The 20,547-nt window shown below is 75.0% G+C and carries 19 protein-coding genes; 9 read left to right on the forward strand and 10 right to left on the reverse strand.

Annotated elements, in window-relative coordinates:
* The 3 genes from RM555_RS25840 to mtrA are packed head-to-tail and all read right to left on the reverse strand — an operon-like array spanning position 1 to position 4,283.
* Positions 1-1,797 carry an LpqB family beta-propeller domain-containing protein gene (locus RM555_RS25840; protein WP_311414182.1) on the reverse strand — a complete coding sequence of 599 codons (1,797 nt, stop codon included), beginning with the start codon at positions 1,795-1,797 and terminating at the stop codon, positions 1-3.
* Positions 1,794-3,581, reverse strand: a complete 1,788-nt coding sequence (gene mtrB, locus RM555_RS25845; protein ID WP_311414183.1) for an MtrAB system histidine kinase MtrB — start codon at positions 3,579-3,581, stop codon at positions 1,794-1,796. The genes RM555_RS25840 and mtrB overlap by 4 nt, the downstream gene beginning before the upstream one ends.
* A 12-nt stretch (positions 3,582-3,593) precedes the next feature.
* Complete coding sequence (gene mtrA, locus RM555_RS25850) at positions 3,594-4,283, reverse strand: MtrAB system response regulator MtrA (RefSeq protein WP_089001893.1); 690 nt, start codon at positions 4,281-4,283, stop codon at positions 3,594-3,596.
* 198 nt (positions 4,284-4,481) lie between these two features.
* Between mtrA and RM555_RS25855 the strand changes: the two genes are divergently transcribed.
* From RM555_RS25855 to RM555_RS25875, 5 genes are read left to right on the forward strand one after another with little or no spacing between them, the layout of a single operon-like run.
* The gene (locus RM555_RS25855) at positions 4,482-5,324 is read left to right on the forward strand and encodes a hypothetical protein (RefSeq protein WP_311414184.1); all 843 of its coding nucleotides are present in this window, start codon (positions 4,482-4,484) and stop codon (positions 5,322-5,324) included.
* Positions 5,321-5,887: a DUF4129 domain-containing protein gene (locus tag RM555_RS25860; RefSeq protein ID WP_311414185.1), complete on the forward strand. Its 567-nt coding sequence runs from the start codon at positions 5,321-5,323 to the stop codon at positions 5,885-5,887. Before RM555_RS25855 ends, RM555_RS25860 begins: the two co-directional genes overlap by 4 nt.
* On the forward strand, positions 5,884-7,458 hold the full coding sequence (locus RM555_RS25865; protein ID WP_311414186.1) for a DUF4350 domain-containing protein: 1,575 nt from the start codon (positions 5,884-5,886) through the stop codon (positions 7,456-7,458). The genes RM555_RS25860 and RM555_RS25865 overlap by 4 nt, the downstream gene beginning before the upstream one ends.
* Positions 7,455-8,447 carry an AAA family ATPase gene (locus RM555_RS25870; protein WP_311414187.1) on the forward strand — a complete coding sequence of 331 codons (993 nt, stop codon included), beginning with the start codon at positions 7,455-7,457 and terminating at the stop codon, positions 8,445-8,447. The genes RM555_RS25865 and RM555_RS25870 overlap by 4 nt, the downstream gene beginning before the upstream one ends.
* Complete coding sequence (locus tag RM555_RS25875) at positions 8,444-9,754, forward strand: DUF58 domain-containing protein (RefSeq protein ID WP_311414188.1); 1,311 nt, start codon at positions 8,444-8,446, stop codon at positions 9,752-9,754. Before RM555_RS25870 ends, RM555_RS25875 begins: the two co-directional genes overlap by 4 nt.
* A gap of 45 nt (positions 9,755-9,799) precedes the next feature.
* On the opposite strand, the gene RM555_RS25880 is transcribed toward RM555_RS25875, so the two are convergent.
* A complete protein-coding gene (locus tag RM555_RS25880; RefSeq protein WP_311414189.1) occupies positions 9,800-10,798 on the reverse strand; it encodes a stage II sporulation protein M in 999 nt (332 codons plus the stop codon).
* 33 nt (positions 10,799-10,831) lie between these two features.
* On the opposite strand from RM555_RS25880, the gene RM555_RS25885 reads away from it, so the two are divergent.
* The 4 genes from RM555_RS25885 to RM555_RS25900 all read left to right on the forward strand — a co-directional run bounded on the left by RM555_RS25885 (position 10,832) and on the right by RM555_RS25900 (position 13,529).
* Positions 10,832-11,941 (forward strand): RDD family protein, encoded by a 1,110-nt coding sequence (locus RM555_RS25885; protein WP_311414190.1) that lies wholly within the window; start codon positions 10,832-10,834, stop codon positions 11,939-11,941.
* 117 nt (positions 11,942-12,058) lie between these two features.
* Entirely contained in the window at positions 12,059-12,505 is a 447-nt protein-coding gene (locus RM555_RS25890) for a hypothetical protein (RefSeq protein ID WP_311414191.1), read from the forward strand.
* Entirely contained in the window at positions 12,502-13,374 is an 873-nt protein-coding gene (locus RM555_RS25895; RefSeq protein ID WP_311414192.1) for a tetratricopeptide repeat protein, read from the forward strand. The genes RM555_RS25890 and RM555_RS25895 overlap by 4 nt, the downstream gene beginning before the upstream one ends.
* Positions 13,362-13,529, forward strand: a complete 168-nt coding sequence (locus RM555_RS25900; RefSeq protein WP_311414193.1) for a hypothetical protein — start codon at positions 13,362-13,364, stop codon at positions 13,527-13,529. The genes RM555_RS25895 and RM555_RS25900 overlap by 13 nt, the downstream gene beginning before the upstream one ends.
* Positions 13,530-13,659: 130 nt before the next feature.
* Here the strand turns inward: RM555_RS25900 and ahcY are convergent, their stop codons facing one another.
* The 6 genes from ahcY to RM555_RS25930 all read right to left on the reverse strand — a co-directional run bounded on the left by ahcY (position 13,660) and on the right by RM555_RS25930 (position 20,509).
* The gene (gene ahcY / locus RM555_RS25905) at positions 13,660-15,159 is read right to left on the reverse strand and encodes an adenosylhomocysteinase (protein ID WP_132233574.1); all 1,500 of its coding nucleotides are present in this window, start codon (positions 15,157-15,159) and stop codon (positions 13,660-13,662) included.
* A gap of 299 nt (positions 15,160-15,458) precedes the next feature.
* Entirely contained in the window at positions 15,459-16,622 is a 1,164-nt protein-coding gene (gene manA / locus RM555_RS25910) for a mannose-6-phosphate isomerase, class I (protein WP_311414194.1), read from the reverse strand.
* Positions 16,623-16,625: 3 nt separating this feature from the next.
* Positions 16,626-17,612 carry a cation diffusion facilitator family transporter gene (locus RM555_RS25915; RefSeq protein ID WP_311414195.1) on the reverse strand — a complete coding sequence of 329 codons (987 nt, stop codon included), beginning with the start codon at positions 17,610-17,612 and terminating at the stop codon, positions 16,626-16,628.
* Between the two features lie 76 nt (positions 17,613-17,688).
* Complete coding sequence (locus RM555_RS25920) at positions 17,689-18,885, reverse strand: SIS domain-containing protein (protein WP_311414196.1); 1,197 nt, start codon at positions 18,883-18,885, stop codon at positions 17,689-17,691.
* Entirely contained in the window at positions 18,882-19,064 is a 183-nt protein-coding gene (locus RM555_RS25925) for a Trm112 family protein (RefSeq protein ID WP_089001904.1), read from the reverse strand. The genes RM555_RS25920 and RM555_RS25925 overlap by 4 nt, the downstream gene beginning before the upstream one ends.
* Before the next feature lie 62 nt (positions 19,065-19,126).
* Positions 19,127-20,509, reverse strand: coding sequence for a phosphomannomutase/phosphoglucomutase (locus tag RM555_RS25930; RefSeq protein WP_311414197.1), 1,383 nt, complete (start codon positions 20,507-20,509; stop codon positions 19,127-19,129).
* Between the last annotated feature and the right edge of the window lie 38 nt (positions 20,510-20,547).

The raw sequence follows: 20,547 nt of genomic DNA on the forward strand, positions 1-20,547 counted from the left end.
TCAGTAGAGGAAGAAGGGAGCGGTCGGGTTGCCGGCGCGCGCCCCGGCCGAGGGCGGCGCGACCTCCTGCACCTGCTGCGGCTGGATCCGCTCGAACGGGCTGCTGCGGTACGCGACCCCGTTCGCCTCGTACATCGCGGCGCCGAGGCGACCCACCGCGTTCGCCGGGTACGCGGCGAGGTGCGTCACCCGCGCGCCGATCTTGTCCTCCAGCCGGCTCTCCCGGGCGCCGTCCACGCTGACCTCGTAGACCGCGGGGCGGCCGACCGCGCCCGCGAGGACCAGGGTGTTCTCGCCGTACCAGTCGACGGCCGACAGGCTGGTCAGCCGGGTGTGCAGCCGACGGGCCGGGCCGGGGGTCGCCCCCGCGCCGTCGGGGCTGAGCGCGGCGACGTAGAGCGCGCCCCCGGCGATGACGGCGATCCGGTGCCCGTCCAGCGAGGCCGCCACGGCGGTCACCGGGCCGGGTACGCCCAGCGGCACGGCGGTGAGCTGCGCCTGGGCGTCGAAGCGGTAGAGGCTCCCGTCGGCGACCACCAGCCCCGCCGGCTGCCCCCGGTACGTCGAGCGCAGCCAGACGGGCCGGCTCATGGCGGCGTAGCCCTTGGCGCTGCGGCTGAACACGGCCACCGGGTCGGCGCCGGTGCCGACGGAGAGCCACTGTCGGCCGGCGTCGGTGACCACCAGCGCCGCCAGGATCTGGTTGTCGGCGCGGCTGAGCCCGGCGGACACGACGTTCCGGTTGGCCTTGGCGTCCACGGGCACCGGGCCGCTCGGCTCGCCGGCGTAGGCCAGCGGGTGGACGGCTCCCTCGTAGACGCAGAACCGCTGGAAGCTCTCCGTGAGCTGGTGCACCGGACGCTCCAGGCGGCGGCGCTCCAGGTCCGGGATGAACTCCTGGGACTGGTTGCGGATCTTGATGTCGAGGGGCCCGTCGAGGTCGGACAGCGACCAGGCGAGCTGCGTGCCGAGCTGCTCCAGCCGGGCCTTGTTCTCCGGCATCTCCAGGTCGACCTCCCAGCGGCCGTCCGTCCGGGTGGCGTTGTTGATCAGGCGGGTGCCGTCCGGCAGCCTGCTCACGGCCGTGCCGAGCCAGGCGGAGGGGCCGGCGGTCAGCCACTTGACCACCTCGCTCACCCGCCGCTCGTCCGGCACGGCGAGGGGGAGGTAGCGCTGGTCGGGGACGAGGCGGGTGCGGTCGTTGTTCCAGAAGTAGATCGTCCGGCTCTGGTAGTACGTCTCCAGTGCCTCGACGCTGAGCAGCAGCGCGGTCGGCGGGTTCGCCACGTACAGGCCCCCCTCGGCCAGGCCCTCCTGCCCGGGCTGGCTGCGCAGCTCGAACGTGTACGTCGTGGTGCTCGTCTCGGGCGGGCCCAGCGTGCCGTCGTTGCGCAGTTGCCCGACCTGCTGCACCTTGAGGGTGACCTCGGTCCGGTCCGGGGCGGGCGCGATCACCGGCTCCTCGGTGAGCCGGACGACGGCCAGCGCGACCTCGCTGCCCTGCTTGGTCTGGAGGCGGTCGCGGTCGGCCGGCGTGATGAACTGCCGGACCCGTTGGTAGGCCCGGTCCGGCTCGCCGGCCGCGGCGGAGAGGAAGTTCTCGACGAACAGCTCCGCGTCGGTGCCGGCCGCGCTCCGGCTCGGGGGCTCGCCCCGGCTGCCGCTGGTCGAACCGCCCTCCGCCGCCGGTCCCGGCCCGTCCACCCGGACCTCGGTGTTCTCCGGAATGCCGCAGCCGGTCACGCCGCCCAGCAGCAGCGCGCCGCCGAGCAGGCCGGCGAGCAGCCGACGCCTCACGACCCCACCTCCGCGTGCCCCCCGTTGCCCGGCCGGCGCGGGCCGACGGCCAGCGCGTCGTCGGTGCCCGGGCCGATCGTGAGCGCGCCCCCGGTGCCGGGACCGATGGCCAGCAGCCCACCCGCCCGGGGCCCGCCGAAGGGCAGCGTGGCGTCGGCCGGGACCAGCCGCAGCGGCGAGGTAGTCAACCGGTCACCGGCCCGCGACGGCAGGGTGAGCCGGAACTGGGCGCCCTGCCCGGGCGCGCCCCACGCCTCCAGCCAGCCGCCGTGCAGCCGGGCGTCCTCCAGGCTGATCGACAGGCCGAGCCCGGTGCCGCCGGTCTGCCGGGCCCGGGACGGATCGGCCCGCCAGAAGCGGTTGAACACCAGCTTCTCCTCACCCGGCTTGAGGCCCACCCCGTGGTCGCGGACGGTGATCGCCACCGCCGTGTCGTCCACCCCGAGCGTGATCAGCACCGGCTTGGCCTCGCCGTGCTCGACGGCGTTGCCGACCAGGTTGCGCAGCACCCGCTCCACCCTCCGGGGGTCCACCTCGGCGATCACCGGGGTGCCGGGGACGTCCAGCTCGATGGCCACCCCGACGCGCTCGGCGAGGCCGGCCAGCCGGTCGGCCACCCGGTGCACGACCGGCACCAGGTCGGTCGGCTCCGAGTCGAGCATGGCGAAGCCGGCGTCGAAGCGGCTGATCTCCAGCAGGTCGGTGAGCAGCTCCTCGAACCGGTCCAGCTCGGCCTGGAGCAGCTCGGCGCTGCGGGCCACCGCCGGGTCGAACTCGTCCCGCTCGGCGAAGATCAGGTCGGCGGCCATCCGGACCGTGGTCAGCGGCGTACGCAGCTCGTGCGAGACGTCGGAGGTGAAGCGGCGTTGCAGCCGGGACATCTCCTCCAGCCGCAGGATCTGCCGTTGCAGGTTGGTCGCCATCTGGTTGAACGACGCGGCGAGCAGGGCGAGGTCGTCCTCGCCGTTGACCACCATCCGCTGGTCGAGCAGGCCGGCGGAGAGCCGCTGGGCCGTGCGGGCGGCCACCCGTACCGGGGTCACCACCAGCCGGGTGACCAGGCCGGCGAGCAGGGCGAGCAGGAGCACCAGGGCCGCTCCGGTGGCGGCCACGGTGCCCCGTACGTCGGCGGCCGTCTTGTCCTGCCGGGCCAGCGGCACGAGGTAGTAGAGCTCCACCTGACCGAACCGGGTGGGCACCGGCGAGCCGTAGACCAGGTATTTCGTGCGCTCCTCGCCGAGGCGCCCGGTGCGGATCTGGCTGGCGACCTTGCCCCCGGCGACGGTCTCGCGCAGCTCCCGGCTGATCAACGGGCGGACGTTGACCGCGGGCGAGGACCGGGGCTGGATGGCCCCGGTGTGGTTGTCGGCGGTGAGCGCCACGATGACGCCGGTGGTCTGCTGCGGGTCACCGCCGGCCAGGTAGTTGACCGTGCCGTCGATGGTTTCCTGGAGCTGCCCCTCCTGCGGCTGGTTGTAGAGGCCGAACTGCTTCGCCGCGTAGTCCGCGCCGTTGCCCAGCCGGATCCGCACGTCGGTCTCGACGTTCTCCACCAGGATGCCGGTGATCTTGTCGGCGATCAGGTAGGCGAAACCGCCCACCAGCAGGCTGGACGCGACCAGTGTGATGGTCACCACCCGCAGCTGGAGCGACCGCCGCCAGCTCTGGTGCAACCCGGCGAGCAGGCGCGCGGCCCGGCCGCTCACGCCACGCCACAGCTCCCGCGCGGCGACACGCCGGCGCGGAGCTGCCGTCGGGGGGTCCGGAATCGGGGAGGTGGCCACAGTGTGACCAGGCTATCCGGTGCCCGCCTTGTAGCCCACGCCCCGCACGGTGAGGATGATTTCCGGCCGCTCCGGATCCGGTTCGATCTTGGCCCGCAGCCGCTGCACGTGCACGTTGACCAGCCGCGTGTCCGCCGCGTGCCGGTAGCCCCAGACCTGCTCCAGCAGCACCTCGCGGGTGAAGACCTGGCGCGGCTTGCGGGCGAGCGCGACCAGCAGGTCGAACTCCAGCGGCGTCAGCTTCACCTCCTCGCCGTTGCGGCTGACGGTGTGCGCCGGCACGTCGATGGTGATCTGGTTGCCGGGCGGCCCGATGGTCAGCATCTCCGGGGCGACGTCCTCGCCCCGGCGCAGCCGCGCCCGCATCCGGGCGACCAGCTCCTTGGGCTTGAACGGCTTGACCACGTAGTCGTCGGCGCCGGACTCCAGGCCGAGCACCACGTCGACGGTGTCGCTCTTGGCGGTCAGCATGACGATCGGCACGCCCGACTCGGCCCGGATCGACCGCGCCACGTCGATGCCGCTCATGCCGGGGAGCATGAGGTCGAGCAGGACGATGTCGGGGCGGTTCTCGCGGAACGCGGCCAGCGCCCGCTCCCCGTCGGCGACGAACGAGGGCAGGAATCCCTCGCTGCGCAGGACGATGCCGAGCATCTCGGCGAGCGCGGGGTCGTCGTCGACCACCAGTACCCGGGCTCTCATGGGGTTAATGTTTCCATCCCCTTCAGTTCGGTGGGATCCCCGTCACCCGGCACGGTACTGCCGTGGGACGTCACCGCCCAGCAGCAGGTGCCGGCGTCGCCGCCCCGACGTGCGGGTCCACCCGATCGGAACGGGCGTGTCACCATGATCCCCGCGTGCGCCGTCACGCGCCACCGCCGCCCGTCCCCAGGAGTACGCGTGCCCGACGCCGGCCCGACCGCCGTGCTCCCGCGCCGCCCCCTCACGGTCGGCGAACTGCTGGACTCCGCGGTCCTGCTGCTGCGGGCCCAGGCACGGGTGCTGGTGCCGGTCGCCCTCGTACTGGCCGTGGCCGAACAGCTCCTGCTGCACCCGCTGCGGCTCGCCGCCGACACGGCGCCACCCGCCTGGCTGCCGGAGTTCGGGCGGTTCGGCGCGTACTGGCTGCTGCTGGCGGTGGGGGCGGCGACCGAGGCGGTGATCGTCCTGCTGCTCGGAAATCCGGCCGCCCGGGCCGCCGGGGCCGCCCTGTTCGGCCGTGCGCCGGGCCCCCGGGAACTGCTCCGCCCGGCCGGCGCGCGCTGGGGCGCCACCGCGCTGCTCGCCGTCCTCGTCGGCGTCGTGATGTGCGGCTTCGCGCTGTTCGGGCCGGCGTGGATCGTCGGGTTCGCCCTGCTCGGCGCCGTGGCGCCGGCGCTGGTCGTCGACCGGGTGCATCCGCTGCGCGCCCCGCTGCGCGCCGCCGCCCTGGCCGTCCGCGGCGCCGGCCGGGCCGGCTGGATCCGGCTGCTCGGCTACCTCGTGTGGTGGATCGTGCGCGTCGGCCTCGGCGTCGGCGTCTACGTCGGGCTGGACTCGTTCGACCTCGTCGACCGCGCCTGGGCCGGGTGGCTGTCACTGGCCGTCTGGGCGGGCGTGAACAGCGTCGCCTACTCGGCCCTGGCCTGCCTGGACGCGGTGCTGCACCTGGAGACCCGGATGCGTACCGAGGGGCTGGACATCCGGCTCTCCCGTGCCCGGCCGGGCACGCCGGAGACCGTCCTGCTGGCGGCCGGGCGATGAGCCTCAGCCGGTGGTGGACCGAGACGACGGCGGCGCTCGGCGACCGGGTGCCGCTGCCCCTGGTCGCCCTGCTGCTGGTGCTCGCCGCCGTGCTGGTCGCGGTCGGCTGGTACACGTTCCCGGCCTGGGTCCCCCGGCGGTTGCCCCGGCTGCGTCGACGCCGCCGGGAGACCGCGCCGCCGGACGCCCCGCCGCCGGTCGTCCCCGCGCCCCGCGAGCCCGAGCTGCCGGCCGCCGCGTACGTCTCCCTCGCGGACCGGTTCGCCGCGGAGGGCCGGTACGCCGAAGCCGTCCGGGAGCGGCTGCGCGCGATGGTCCGGGAGCTGGCCGCCCGGCGCGTGGTGCAGCCGCAGCCCGGGATGACCGTCGCCGAACTGGTGCGGGCCGCGACGGACACCCGGCCAGAGGTGGGTCCACCGCTGAGCGCCGCCGGCGCGATCTTCTCCGAGCTCTGGTACGGCCAGCGCCCCGCCTCCGTCGAGCACGACCACCGGATGCGGGAGCACGCCGCCGACCTGGACCGGCTGCTGACCGGGCGACCCGAGGACGGGCCACGACCATGAGCGCACAGGCCACCGCCGTACCACCGGCGCCCCTCGCGGACGTCGCCCCCCGGCGTCGGCGTCGCCGACACCGGTTGATCCCGCTGGGCCTGGCCGCGGCGCTGCTGGCCACCACCCTGATCACCCACGCGGTCGACCAGCCCGACCCCGGCGACCAGGGCTTCCTCTCCCCGGTCGCGACGGGGGACGACGGCGGCAGCCGGCTCGCCGACGCGCTGCGCGGGCAGGGCGTGACCGTGCAGCGGGAGACGGACACGCTGCGCGCCCTGCTGGCCGCGCGCGGCGGGGCGGCCACGCTCTTCGTGCCCGCGCCGGCGCTGCTGCACCCGGACACGGTCGGCGCGTTGGACTCGCTGCCCTCGACCACCAGGCTGGTGCTGGTGGACCCGTCGCGACGGGTGCTGGAGGCGGTCAGGCTGCTGCCGGTGCAACCGGCCGGTCGCCGGTGGGCCGCGCAGGCGGTGGGGCCGGACGCGCGGGGCCTGCCCTGCCCGCTGCCCGAGTTGCGGCAGCTCGGACGCGTGGCGGTCGGGCTGCAACGCTACGCGCTCGCCCCGGGCGCGTCGGCGCCCGTCGGGTTCTGCTTCGCCGACGGGCTCGCCCTGCTGCCCCGGGTCCCCGAGAGCACCGTGGCGGTGGGCGCCAGCGATCCGTTCCGCAACGACCGGATCGACGAGTGGGACAACCGGGCGTTCGCCACCGCGCTGCTCGGCGGGACCGGCCGGGTGGTGTGGCTCGACCTGGACGGCCCCGAACCCCCACCGGTCTTCGGCGACGGCAGCAGCGGCAGCCCGGCCTGGTCGCCGACGCCGGGCGGCTCCACCGGGTACGGCGGCCCGGGCAGCGGCACCGGCACCGGCACCGGCGACGGCACCGGCGACGGACGGCCCGGCGACCCGGCGGACCCGGAGGGGGAGACCGACGACGACAGCGAGGGCCGGGGCGAGGACCGGGCCGACAGGCCCGACCCGCCGAACCCGCTCTGGTCCGCCTTCCCCGGCTGGCTGTGGGCGTTGCTGGCCCAACTCGCCGTCGCCGCCCTGCTGGCCGCGCTCTGGCGGGCCCGCCGGCTCGGCCCGCCGGCGGCGGAGCCGCTGCCGGTCACGGTCCGCTCGGCGGAGACGGTGCTCGGCCGGGCGCGGCTCTACGAGAAGGCGGGCGCCCGGGACGCGGCCGCGCGGACGCTGCGGAGCGCCGCCCTCGACCGTCTGACGCCCCGGCTGCACCTGCCGCCGACCGCGCCGCCGGCCGACGTGGCCGCCGCGGTCGCCGCCCGCACCGGCGACGACCCCCGGTGGACCGACGAGGTGCTGCACGGCGCCGGGCCCGAGACCGACCAGGACCTGCTGGACCTGGCCCGCGCGCTGGACCGGCTGACCCGCGTCGCCGCCCCGCACGCCGACGGACCGCACCCACCCGCCGAGGCGCCGCCACCGCCCGCCGGATGGCCACCGCCCCCGCCGGCCGGACCACCCGCAGTCGGGCCGCCACCGCCAGCCGCGCCGCCCTCAGCCGGGCCGCCACCGCCAGCCGCACCGCACCCGCACCGAGCCGAAGGAGACCCCCGGTGACCCGACCCGCCGGTACCGCCGAGCCGCCGACCACCGACCCCGTCGACCCCCGCGCCGCCCTGCACCGGCTGCGCGCCGAGGTCGCCAAGGCGGTCGTCGGGCAGGACGCGGTCGTCACCGGCCTGGTCATCGCCCTGCTCTGCCGCGGGCACGTGCTGCTGGAGGGCGTGCCGGGCGTGGCCAAGACCCTGCTGATCCGCACCGTGGCCACCGCCCTCGACCTGGGGTCCAAGCGGGTGCAGTTCACCCCGGACCTGATGCCGGGCGACGTCACCGGCTCACTGATCTTCGACCCGCGCTCCGCCGCCTTCACCTTCCGCGAGGGGCCGGTCTTCACCAACCTGCTGCTCGCCGACGAGATCAACCGGACGCCGCCGAAGACCCAGTCGGCGCTGCTGGAGGTGATGGAGGAGCGGCAGGTCTCGGTGGAGGGCGAACGGCGGCCGCTGCCCGACCCGTTCATCGTCGCCGCCACCCAGAACCCCATCGAGTACGAGGGCACCTACCCGCTGCCGGAGGCGCAGCTCGACCGGTTCCTGCTCAAGCTCACCGTGCCGCTGCCCAACCGGGACGAGGAGCTGGGCGTGCTCCGCGCGCACCACGCCGGCTTCGACCCGCGCGACCTGGCCGCTGCCGGCGTACGGCCGGTGGCCGACGCGGCCGACCTGGCGGCGGCCCGGGCGGCGGTCGGCCGGGTGCACGTGGCCGAGCCGCTCTTCGGCTACGTCGTCGACCTCTGCCGGGCCACCCGCAACACCCCGGCGCTGGAGCTGGGCGCCTCGCCCCGGGGCGCCACCGCGCTGCTCAACACGGCCAAGGCGTGGGCCTGGCTGGCCGGCCGCGACCATGTCGTACCGGACGACGTGAAGGCGGTCGCCCGGCCGACGCTGCGGCACCGGCTGCGGCTGCGCCCCGAGGTGGAGCTGGAGGGCGTCGGCGTGGACCAGGTGCTGGACACGGTGCTCGCCACCGTGCCGACGCCGCGATGACCTGGCGGGCGGCGCTCCTGCTGGCGGTCGGCGCGCTGACCCTGCCGGCCTGGCCGTCGCCGTTCGCCGGGCTGCTGGTGATGACCGGGGCGGTGCTGCTGCTGGTGCTGCTCGACCGGGCGCTGGCCGCGCCGCCGGGCGCGCTCACGGCCGCCCGGCAGGGGGACCGCGCGGTCCGCCTCGGCGGCACCGCCACCGTCGCGCTGCTGCTGCACAACCCCTCCGGCCGTACGCTGCGGGCGCGCGTCCGCGACGCCTGGGTGCCCTCCGCCGGCGCCCGCCCCGACGTGCCCCCGGCGACGCTGGTGCGCGTCGAGCCGGGCGGGACGGTGGCGCTGCCCAGCCGGCTGACCCCGCTGCGGCGGGGCGACCGGCCGGCGGTGGCGCTGACCGTGCGCTCGTTCGGGCCGCTGGGGCTCGGATTCCGGCAGCGCTCCGGCCGGCCGGCGACCCCGCCGTGGACGCTGCGCGTGCTGCCGCGCTTCGACTCCCGCCGGCACCTGCCGGAGAAGCTGTCCCGGCTGCGGGTCATCGACGGCACCCAGGTGAGCCGGGGGCGGGGCCAGGGCACCGAGTTCGACACCCTCCGCGAGTACGTGGTCGGCGACGACGTGCGCTCTATCGACTGGCGGGCGAGCGCGCGCCGCGCCGACGTGCTGGTGCGCACATGGCGGCCGGAGCGGGACCGCCGGCTGCTGTGCGTGCTGGACACCGGGCGCACCTCGGCGGTGCGGGTCGGCGACGAACCCCGGCTGGACACCGCGATCGACGCCGCGCTGCTGCTCACCGCCCTCGCCGCCCGCGCCGGCGACCGGGTCGACCTGCTCGCCGCCGACGCGGCGGTACGGGCCACGGTCACCGGCACCGGCGGGCCGGCCCTGCTTCCCCGGGTGGTGCACGCCCTCGCCCCGCTCCAGCCGACGCTGGTGGAGACGGACTTCGACCTGATCGCGGGCGAACTGCTACGCCGGCAGCGTCAGCGCAGCCTGGTGGTGCTCTTCACCGCGTTGGAGGCCGGCGCGCTCGGCGAAGGGCTGCTGCCGGTGCTCCCCCGGCTGGCTGCCCGGCACAAGGTGGTGATCGCGGCGACGCACGATCCGGTGCTGACCGCCCTCACCACCACCGTCCCGCAGCGCCCGGCGGACGCCTACGCCGCAGCAGCGGCCTGGCGCACGCTAGCCGAACGCGACCGGGTGCGGGTGGCTCTGGCCCGCCACGGCGTGACGGTGGTGGACGCCCCGGCCGGCCGCCTGGCCCCCACCCTGGCCGACACCTACCTCCGCCTGAAGTCCCTGGGCCACCTCTGACCGGGTCCGGCGGCGCCCCACCGCCAGCCCTCGTTGATCATGAAGTTATTGCCCGCCCGCGCGGCGTGTCACGGCAACAACTTCATGATCAACCGGATCCGGGTGGGTGGCGCGGCGGCCGAGGAGCACCACGTACGCCAGGAAGGCGAGCCAGACGGCGGCGCCCACGGCCACGCGGAGCGGAATGGGCACGGGCGCGGGGGTCACGAACGCCTCGATGACGGCGGAGACCGCGAAGAGCCCCACCAGTCCGACGGCGACCAGGATGCCCTCGCGTCCCGCCCGGGCCACCGACTGTCCCCGGGTGAGCTGTGTGGGCGGCGCGATCCACGCCCACCCGATGCGCAGGCCCACCCCGGCGGCCACGAAGACGCCGGTGAGTTCCAGCAGCCCGTGCGGGGTGATCAGGCCGAAGAAGACGTCCGCGCGGCCGTAGGCGACCATCACCCCGCCGACCACGCCGATGTTGAGCGCGTTCTGCCAGAGCAGGTAGAGCACCGGGACGATCAGCACCCCGGCGGCGAGGCACTGGGCGGCGAGCCAGGCGTTGTGCGTCCACAGGTGGAAGGCGAACGTCGGCGCGGAGAACTCGGTGTAGTAGCCGGCGAACCCGGACTCGACCAGGTCGGCGGCCGCCGCCTCACCGATGAAGGCCGCCGCCGTCTGCGGGTTGCCCGCGACGAACCAGATGAGGAAGAGGCTGAGCAGGCTGAACCCGGTCGCCACCCCGCACCACCAGGGCCAGGCGCGGTAGACCGCGGCGGGGAAGCCGGCCACGAAGAACCGCCCGACCGCCGCCCACGACGGGCGCGGGCGCCCGGTGAGCCGGGCCCGGGCCCGCAGCACCACCTGGGAGAGCTGGCTGACCAGCGCCGGGTCGGGTGAGCGGCTGCGCAGCACCGACAGCTGGGTGGTCGCCCGCTGGTAGAGGGCGACCAGCTCGTCGACCTCGGCGGCGTCGAGCCGGCCGCGCCCGGAGAGTTCCTCCAGCCGTCGCCACTGCCCGCCGTGTTCCGCGACGTACGCGTCGAGATCCACCGTCACCCCCGTCCGGCGATCATAGTGTTCACTGTCGGGGTGAGAGCACAACCTCGACCGCCGGCCCGACCCGCCCCGTGGGGTGACGCCGGGCTGGTCAGCGGGGAGGCCGTGGAGCTGGACGTCCGGGCCGCCCGGATCGGTTCCCGGGTGCTCGCGCTGCTGCTCGACGTCCTGGCGCAGGCGGCCCTCATGCTCGTGCTGTCCATGAGCGTCGGCGTCGCGCTGCTCAACCTGCCGGACGGGCTGGTCGACGGCGCCCTGGCCGGCGGGATCGCCACGGTGGGCCTGATCCTGGTGCTGGTCGGCTACCCGGTGCTGTGCGAGCGGTTCAACCACGGCCGCACGCTGGGCAAGATGGCGGTCGGGCTGCGCGTGGTCAGCGCCGACGGCGCTCCGGTCGCGGCGCGGCAGTCGCTGATCCGGGCGCTGGTCGGCGTGGCCGTGGAGTGGCCCGGCCTGGTGCTGCCGCTGGTGAGCTGGGTGGCCGGGGTGACGGTGATGGTGACCGACCGGCGCGGGCGTCGGCTGGGTGACCTGGTGGCGGGCACGCTGGTCGTGCACACCCGCACGGCGACCGCCTGGCGGCCGGTCCCCACGGCGGTCCCCGCGCTGGCCGGCTGGGCGGGCGCGGTGGACCTGAGCCGGCTCGACGACGGCCTGGCGTTGGCCGCCCGCCAGTACCTGGCCCGGGTGCACCACCTGGCGGAGCCGGCGCGGGCACGGTTGGGGCACGGGCTGTGGACCGAAATCTCGGCGGTGATCACGCCGCCCCCGCCTCCGGGCATGCCCGAGTCGGTCTACCTGGCCGCGGTCCTCGGCGAGCGGCACCGGCGGGCGAGGTACCGGCTGGGGCTCGGCCGGTCGGCCGCCGCGACGCTCTGGCCGGAGCTGACACTCCACCCACCCGCGCCACCCCGCGCGACCCCGTCCGCCGCCGGGCCCGCAGGCGTCGCCACGTCTGAAGGCGCCGACGGACCCGACTCCACCGCCCGGCCTGCGGGCGCCGTGCCGCCCGGCACGGTCCGTCCGGCGGTGCCCGTCGGGGCGCCGGCCGCCGTGCCGATCCAGCCCGTTCCGGGGGTACGGCCGGCGGTCGCCCCGGCGGCACCGACGGGCGGCGTGCCCGTGCCCGACGCCGGCACCTGACCGACGGGAGGGGCCGCGCACACGTCGCGACCTGGAATCCACTCCGTCCGGGAGCGCCGTCGGTCACCCGGCTGTGGCAGGATCCGGCTCGCTCGCCCCTACCGAGACGGGAACATCGTGGCCGACGATCTGTTCACCCCCACCATCGCGCCGGCGGCGTACGGGACGCGACGCCGGCCGTGGCGACCGCAGTCGCTGATCTTCCCCGCTGTCTTCGCCGGCCCGCTGACCGCCACCGTGCTGGCCCTGGTCAACGGGCACCGGCTGGGCCTGCCCCGTCGGACGAACCTGATGGTGCTCGGCGTCGGGCTGGCCGCGCTGACGGCCCGGCTGGCGCTCACGCTCGCCTTCCTCGACGACTGGGGGGACCGTCCCGTCCGGCTGATCGCGGCGCTGGCCGGCGCCGGGGTCTGGCTCGCCGCCTCCGTCACGCAGAAACGTCCGTTCCGGGCCTACGAGCTGCGTGGCGACGAGCCGGCGTCGCTGTGGCTGCCCGGCCTCGGGGCGGTGCTCCTGTTCGGGGTCGTCGAGGCGCTGCTGTTCCTCCTGGTGGCCGCCGTATGACCGCCCCGGAGGCCCCGCTCGCCCGGGTGGCGCACCTGCTCGAGCTGAACCGCGCGGAGCAGGCTCTCGACGAGGTCGACCGGCTCCCGGCCGCCCTGGCCCTGAGCCCGGCGGCGTTCCGGCTGCGGGCGTACGCGCTGACCTCGCTGAGCCGCTGGGACGACCTGGCCGCCGTCACCCGTCGAGGGCTCGCCGAGGCCGGCCCGGACCCCGAACTGCTCGGCCGGCTCGGCGTCGCGCTGCGCCACCGCCGCGAGTACCCCGCCGCCGAGCGGGCACTGCTCGACGCGCTCGCCATCGAGCCGGAGGACCCGTGGCTGCTGTGCCAGTACGCGCACCTCTGCTCGGCCGTGGGGCAGCTCGACAAGGCGGAACGCCTGGTCGCCCGGGCCGCCGCGATCAGCCCGCAGGAGCCGGCCGTCTTCGCGTGCCGCGTCCAGCTCGCGTACGCCCGGGGGGACGACCGGGAGGCCGACCGGATCGCCGGGGAGTTCCTCGGGGCGTGGCCGGACAATCCGGCGGCGCTCGCCCTGCACGGCGCCACCTCGGCCCGGCGTGGCCGGCTGGGCACCGCGCGCCGCGCGTTCGGCCAGGCGGTGGCGCACGACCCGACCGATGCCGACTACGCCGAGGCGGCATGGGAGACGCAGGTACACGCGCACCCGCTGCTGCTGCCGCTGCGCCCGCTCCACCGGCTGGGGATCTTCCGCACCTGGCTGCTCGCGGTCGGCGTGATCGTGCTGTTGAACGTCACCGGTCTGGACGTGCTCGGCGGCTTGTTCGCCCTGCTCTGGATGCTCTTCTGCGTCTGGTCGTGGATCGCTCCGCCGCTGGTCCGCCGGATGGTGCTCGGGCGGTGGCGGTCGTGAGGGCGTTCGGGCCGTGGCTGGCCGTCCTCGCCCTGGTGCTGCTGCTCGACGCGCTGGGGCTGCGCACGCTGGCCGCCGTGGTCTCGGTGGCCTGGCTCGTCTGGTGCGTGTGGAGCTGGATCCGCCCCGCCCGTCGCCGCTCCCGCCGGGACTGACCGCCCGGCGGCAGGCGGCCCGTCCGCGCCGACGGCGGCCGGCTCGACCCGTGGCGGCGCGCCCGATCCGGAAACGCCGACCGGGCCGGCCGCTCGGGAGGGAGCGGTCGGCCCGGTCGGCGCGGTCGTGTCAGTAGCGGTAGTGCTCGGGCTTGAACGGGCCCTCCACGGAGATGCCGAGGTAGGACGCCTGCTCCTTGGTCAGGGTGCTCAGCTTGGCGCCGAGCGCCTCCAGGTGCAGCCGGGCGACCTTCTCGTCGAGGTGCTTGGGCAGCACGTAGACGCCGATCGGGTATTCCTCGGTCTTGGTGAACAGCTCGATCTGGGCGATCGTCTGGTTGGCGAACGAGTTCGACATCACGAAGCTCGGGTGACCGGTGGCGTTGCCCAGGTTGAGCAGGCGGCCCTCCGACAGCACGATGATGGCGTGCCCGTCGGCGAACTTCCAGAGGTCGACCTGCGGCTTGATGTTGACCCGCTCGACGTCGGAACGCTTCGCCAGGCCGGCCATGTCGATCTCGTTGTCGAAGTGGCCGATGTTGCCGACGATGGCCTGGTGCTTCATCCGGGCCATGTGCTCGTTGGTGATGACGTCGAAGCAGCCGGTGGCGGTGATGAAGATGTCGGCCTGCTCGACCACGTCGTCCAGGGTGGCGACCTGGTAGCCGTCCATCGCGGCCTGGAGCGCGCAGATCGGGTCGACCTCGGTCACCACGACCCGGGCGCCCTGGCCGCGCAGCGACTCGGCGCAGCCCTTGCCGACGTCGCCGTAGCCGAGCACGACCGCCATCTTGCCGCCGATCAGCACGTCGGTGGCCCGGTTGATGCCGTCGATCAGCGAGTGGCGGCAGCCGTACTTGTTGTCGAACTTGCTCTTCGTCACCGAGTCGTTGACGTTGATGGCGGGGAAGAGCAGGGTGCCGGCGCGGTGCATCTCGTAGAGCCGGTGCACGCCGGTGGTGGTCTCCTCGGTCACGCCCTTGATGCCGGCGGCGATCCGGGTCCACCGCTGGTTGTCCTCGGCGAGCGAGCGGTGCAGCACGCCGAGGATGACCGCGTACTCCTCGGAGTCGGCGGACTCGACCGGCGGCACGGCGCCGGCCTTCTCGAACTCGGCGCCCTTGTGCACCAGCAGGGTGGCGTCGCCGCCGTCGTCGAGGATCATGTTCGGGCCCTGCCCGTCGGGCCAGGCGAGCACCTGCTCGGTGCACCACCAGTACTCCTCCAGGCTCTCGCCCTTCCAGGCGTAGACCGGGACGCCGGCCGGGGCCTCGGGGGTGCCCTCGGGGCCGACCACGATCGCGGCGGCGGCGTGGTCCTGGGTGGAGAAGATGTTGCAGGACGCCCAGCGGACCTGCGCGCCGAGCGCGACCAGGGTCTCGATGAGGACGGCGGTCTGGATGGTCATGTGCAGCGACCCGGTGATCCGGGCACCGGCGAGCGGCTGGGCGTCGGCGAACTCACGACGGATCGCCATCAGGCCGGGCATCTCGTGCTCGGCGAGCTGGATCTCCTTACGCCCGAACTCGGCGAGCGACAGATCCGCCACCTTGTAGTCGCCCTCGGCGAGAGTGCTCGGCCGGGCCTCGGACGGCGTGCCGCTGGCGGACGCCGGGAGGGTGCTGGTCATGAAATCTCCTGTCGGACGATGTGCTGCGCGACCATTCACCTTACGCGCGCGAGCCGCCGACGGGAGGACCGGTCGGGTGAAGTGAGCACGAAGACATCAGCGGACAGCGCACGGGGCGGTCGGTCGTGAACGGTGTCCCGTCCATCGGCCGCCCGCCCCGTGCATCCCCCCGGTTTGGTTCCCCCGCGCGCTCTCGGACCTTCGTCGCGATAACGCTGCGTACTCATAGGGTCACACTCGGACAGGATCGCGTCAAGCCATTCCGGAAAAGTCGGACTTGCGCGTCGCCGCCGGACCGGTCAGCGCAGGCCGCAGCTCGCGACGTACGCCTCCCCGGCGCCGCCCAGGCGCAGCGGCCCGGCGGCGGCGCTGCCGACGGCCGCCCGTCCGGGCGCCAGCGTCACCGCGCCGGCCCCGTCGTCGACCGAGACCTCGCCGGAGCCGCAGAGCACCACCCGGGGCCCGGGCACCTCGACCGACACCGCCGGCAGTCCCGCGCCCACCGTCACCCGGTGCAGCGCGAAGTCCTCCACCGGCACGGGCCACGTGACCACGCCCGGGGCGACCTCCAGCGGCGGCACCACCGGGTCGCGCAGCACCTCGAAGCGCAGCACCCGTAGCAGCTCCTCGACGTCCACCCGCTTCGGCGTCAGCCCGCCGCGCAGCACGTTGTCGCTGGCCGCCATGATCTCCACGCCGGTGCCACGCAAATAGGCGTGCAGGTTGCCCGCCGGCATCCAGATCGCCTCGCCGGGGGCCAGCCGCACCCGGTTGAGCAGCATCGCCACCAGCACCCCGGGGTCGCCCGGGTAGGCGACGGCCAGGTCCCGGGCCAGCTCCGCGTCCGGCCCCGCGACCGACGCCGACGCCACGGCCGCCACCAGCGCGTCGCGCCCGTCGGCGGGCCAGGTCAGCAGCAGCCGTACGGCGTCACGCAGGCCCGCCGGCCCGGTCCGCAGCGCCGCCAGCACCGGCTCCAGCGCGGGTACGCCGAAGCCGGCCAACGCCGCCGCCGAGGCCGCCGGGTCCCGGAAACCGCAGAGCGCCTCCATCGGCGAGAGCGCGACCAGCAGCTCCGGCTTGTGGTACGGATCGACGTAGTTGCGCTGCCCGTCGGGGCGGGCGGCGTCGGCGGCGTGCCCGGCGCGGGCCTGCTCGGCGTCCGGGTGCGCCTGGAGGCTCAGCGGGGCGTCGGCGGCGAGCACCTTGAGCAGGAACGGCAGCCGGGTGCCGAACCGGCCGACCAGCCGCTCGCCGAGCCAGTGGTGCGGCTCGGCGAGCAGCAGGTCGGTCAGGCTCACCCGGTCACCGTCGCGGTCGACCAGGGCCGGGCCGCCCGGGTGGGCGCCCAGCCACAGCTCGGCCTCCGGGCCGTCGCTCGGCGCCGGCCGGCCCTGCAACTCGGCGATCGCCGAGCGGGACCCCCAGGCGTAGTCGCGGATCGGTCCGTGCAGCAGTTCCACCGGTCAGCTCCCGGGCCGCCCGGCGACCTCACCCGGCTCGGAGGGCGACGCGCTGCCGGCGCCCGCCCGCTCGGCGGTGGCGCGGTAGATGTCCGGTTCCAGGTAGATCACCCGGGCGGTCGGCACGGCGGCGCGGATCCGCCCCTCGACGGTGTTGATGCTCCGCGCCAGCACCTCGGCGGTGACGCCGGCCGGCACGGCGACCTTGGCGGCCACCATCAACTCCTCGGGCCCGAGGTAGAGCGTCTTCATGTGGATGATCCGCTCGAACTCGGGGCCGTCGGTGACCGCCTTCTCCAGCGCGGCGACGTCGTGCGCCTCGGCGCCCTCACCGAGCAGCAGGCTCTTGGTCTCGATGGCCAGGATGATCGCGATGACCACCAGCAGCACACCGATCATCGCGGTGCCCACCGCGTCCCACCGGCCGTTGCCGGTGATCAGCGTCATGCCCACGCCGAAGAGCGCGAAGACCAGACCGACCAGCGCGCCCAGGTCCTCCAGCAGCACCACCGGCAGCTCGGGGGCCTTGGCGCGCCGGACGAACTTCACCCACGACTGGTTGCCCCGGACGAGGTTGGACTCGACGATCGCGGTGCGGAAGGAGAACGTCTCCATGATGATCGCCGCCACCAGCACCACGACCGGCACCCAGTGCCACGAGGTGATGCCCTCCTCGTGCGACCACTTGTGGTACGCCTCGTAGAGGGCGAACAGACCACCGACGCTGAACAGCACGATGGAGACGATGAACGCGTAGATGTAGCGCTCCCGGCCGTAGCCGAAAGGGTGCTGAGGGGTGGCCGCACGCTTGGCCCGACGCCCGCCGAGCAGCAGCAGGGCCTGGTTGCCGGAGTCGGCGACCGAGTGGATCGACTCGGCCAGCATCGACGACGACCCGGTCAGCAGGAACGCGACGAACTTGGTGACGGCGATGCCGGCGTTCGCCAGCAGGGCGGCGACGATCGCCTTCGTACCACCGTTGGCGCTCACGCGGTCGCTCCGTCGTGTCGCGCGGCACCGCCGGGCATCGGCGCGACGCGCCGCTCGACCCGTTCCCTGCTATCGCTCACTGGTTTGCCAGCTCCTTCATTTCGGTGATGGCCGGTACGGCCATCGGGTCCAGTCCGTGTGCCAGGGCGAGGTAGATCGAGGCGAAGTCCGGCACGGCGACCAGCGAGGCGAGCCGCTCCAGCGCGGAGCCGCCCTCGGCGGTCACCACGTCGCAACGCACGCCGCGTCGCTCGGCGAGGGTCTGCACGGCGTCCGCGCGGCGCTCCTCGACGTCGAGGGGCTCGTCGGCGTCGTCCTCCGGGTTCAGCCCGCCGTCGCGCAGCAGCACCAACCGCAGCCGGGTGCCCGACGGCGCCTCCGCGTCGGGATCGGCGAAGATGTCGCGCTCCCCCTCGGCCAGACCGCCGAACACGCCGTCGAGCAGGCCGACCCGACCGCGCCCCGCCTCGCCGAGCGCCCCGCTGACCACCGGGTAGCGGGCGTTGGCGGACAGGGTGTCGCCGAACCGGCGGGCCGCGACCGTGGCCAGCGGCGACGAGCCCCAGACGATCGGCACCGAGCCGGCGAGGCCCAGGGCCAGCGACTTCGCGGGGTTGACGAAGGACTCGGCCGTCGGGCGGCAGCGGTCGGCGTCCGCGTCCAGCCGGGCCGCGGTCTCCGCCAGGTCCGCCTCGTTGACCTTCACGAGCCCGAGCGTACGGGCGGCGAGCAGGACCGGCACGGTGAGCGCCCAGAGGCTGGCCCGGGCCGGGGCGCGCCGGGGCACCGGGATGAACGGCGCCCGGGCCCGCTCGGCCACGGACTGCAACTGCGAGTCGGGTGCGCCGACGGCGACCAGCCGGGCGCCCCGCCGGTGCGCGGCCTCGGCGGCGCCCAGCGCCTCGGGGCTGCGGCCGGACGCGCTGACGGCGATGACCACGTCGGCGGCGCCCACCCAGCCGGGCACACCGGCGCTGCGGTGCGGGATGACCGGCACCGGGCAGCGCGGCCCGGCGACGGTGGCCAGCACGTCACCGGTACGCCCGGCGGTGCCGATGCCGGCGATGACGACCGCCCGGGGCCGGCCCTCGTCGGCGAGCACCTGGAGGTTGGCCTCGGCGGCCAGCGCGGCCGTCTCGCGGACCTGCGCCCCGGCGGAGGCGGTGTGCCGCAGCATGCCGCCCGGGTCGTGCTCGGCCAGCGCGGCCGGGTCGTCGAGCAGTGCCTCGTCGGGCTCGCGCCGGCCGCTGACCCCGGCCGTGCCGTCGATCACGACTGCTCCGCGGGGCCGCGCGCCTCGTCCAGCAGCAGCACCGGCACGTCGTCGCGGACCTCGAAGATCCGGCCGCACTCGGTGCAGGTCAGCGTCTGCGCCTGCGCGTCGTAGTCGAGCGGGGCGTGATGCGTGTCCGGACAGGCGAGGATTTCCAGCAACTGCGGGTCCAGGGCCACGGCGCGGCTCCTTCCACGTATGCGGTCTCACCGATCGACGGTGCCGACCGGCGCAGGCGATCTTATCGGCGAACGCGGTCGAGCACCTCGTCACGGAGGGCGGTCATCCGCTCCCGCGTCGGGGCCTCGACGTTGAGCCGCAGCAGCGGCTCGGTGTTGGAGGCGCGCAGATTGAACCACGCGCCGTCCGGGAAGCGCAGGGTCAGCCCGTCCATCTCGTCGACGTCGGCCTGCGGGTACGCGGCCCGCACCTCGGCCACCTTGGCGTCCTGGTCGGCCACCGTCGAGTTGATCTCGCCGGAGGCCACGTACCGCTCGTACTCGCCGGCCAGCACGGACAGCGGCAGCGACTGCTCGCCCAGGGCGGCCAGGGTGTGCAGCGCGGCGAGCATGCCGGTGTCGGCGAACCAGAAGTCGCGGAAGTAGTAGTGGGCGGAGTGCTCGCCGCCGAAGATCGCGTTCGTCCGGGCCATCTCCGCCTTGATGAAGGAGTGCCCGACCCGGGCGACGACCGGCTCGCCGCCGTGCTCGCGGATGATCTCCGGCACCGCCCGGGAGGTGATCAGGCCGTGGATCACCGTCGAGCCGGGGTGCTTGGCCAGCTCGCGGGCCGCCACCAGGGCCGTGACCGCCGACGGCGAGACCGGCTCGCCGCGCTCGTCGACCACGAAGCAGCGGTCGGCGTCGCCGTCGAACGCCAGGCCGATCTCGGCGCCGTGCTCGATCACCGCGCGCTGGAGGTCGACCAGGTTGGCCGGGTCCAGCGGGTTGGCCTCGTGGTTGGGGAAGGTGCCGTCGAGTTCGAAGTAGAGCGGCACGATCTCCAGCGGCAGGGCCGGCAGGACGGCGTCGCCGAGCACGGCCGGGACGGTGTGGCCGGCCATGCCGTTGCCGGCGTCCACGACCACCTTGAGCGGACGGATGCCCGAGAGGTCGACCAGCTGCCGCAGGTACGCCGCGTAGTCGGCCAGCAGGTCGCGGCGCTCGGCCGGCGCGGCCGGCGTGCCGGTCGGGCGCTCGCCCTTGTCCAGCAGGGCCTGCGCCCGCTCGCGGATCTCGGCCAGCCCGCTGTCCTGCCCGATCGGGCGAGCCCCGGAGCGGCACATCTTGATGCCGTTGTACTGCGCCGGGTTGTGGCTGGCGGTGAACATCGCGCCGGGCAGCCCCAGCGCGCCGGAGGCGTAGTAGAGCATGTCGGTGGAGGCGAGGCCCAGGTCGATGACGGCGCGCCCCTCGGCGCGCACGCCGGCGGCGAAGGCGGCGGCCAGAGCAGGACCGGTGGCGCGCATGTCGTGCGCGACGAGGGCCGCCCCGTCCCGCTCGCCGAAGCCGTCCAGCACCTGCGCGAAGGCCGTGCCGAGGGCCTCGGCGGCCTGCTCGTCCCACTGGTCCGGCACCGTCCCACGGACGTCGTAGGCCTTCACGATCTGGGACAGATCAGACACCGGTCTCGCTCCTCGCGCCGCAGGTCCTCAACGGCCTG

The organism is Micromonospora reichwaldensis (assembly GCF_031845925.1).
GTDB classification, from domain to species: Bacteria; Actinomycetota; Actinomycetes; order Mycobacteriales; family Micromonosporaceae; genus Micromonospora; species Micromonospora reichwaldensis.

Excerpts from the sequence above, each read along its gene's own strand:
- mtrA (WP_089001893.1), bottom strand. The coding sequence starts at position 4,283 with ATGAGAGCCCGGGTACTGGTGGTCGACGACGACCCCGCGCTCGCCGAG.
- RM555_RS25860 (WP_311414185.1), top strand. The coding sequence starts at position 5,321 with ATGAGCCTCAGCCGGTGGTGGACCGAGACGACGGCGGCGCTCGGCGAC.
- RM555_RS25865 (WP_311414186.1), top strand. The coding sequence starts at position 5,884 with ATGAGCGCACAGGCCACCGCCGTACCACCGGCGCCCCTCGCGGACGTC.
- RM555_RS25875 (WP_311414188.1), top strand. The coding sequence starts at position 8,444 with ATGACCTGGCGGGCGGCGCTCCTGCTGGCGGTCGGCGCGCTGACCCTG.
- RM555_RS25895 (WP_311414192.1), top strand. The coding sequence starts at position 12,502 with ATGACCGCCCCGGAGGCCCCGCTCGCCCGGGTGGCGCACCTGCTCGAG.
- ahcY (WP_132233574.1), bottom strand. The coding sequence starts at position 15,159 with ATGACCAGCACCCTCCCGGCGTCCGCCAGCGGCACGCCGTCCGAGGCC.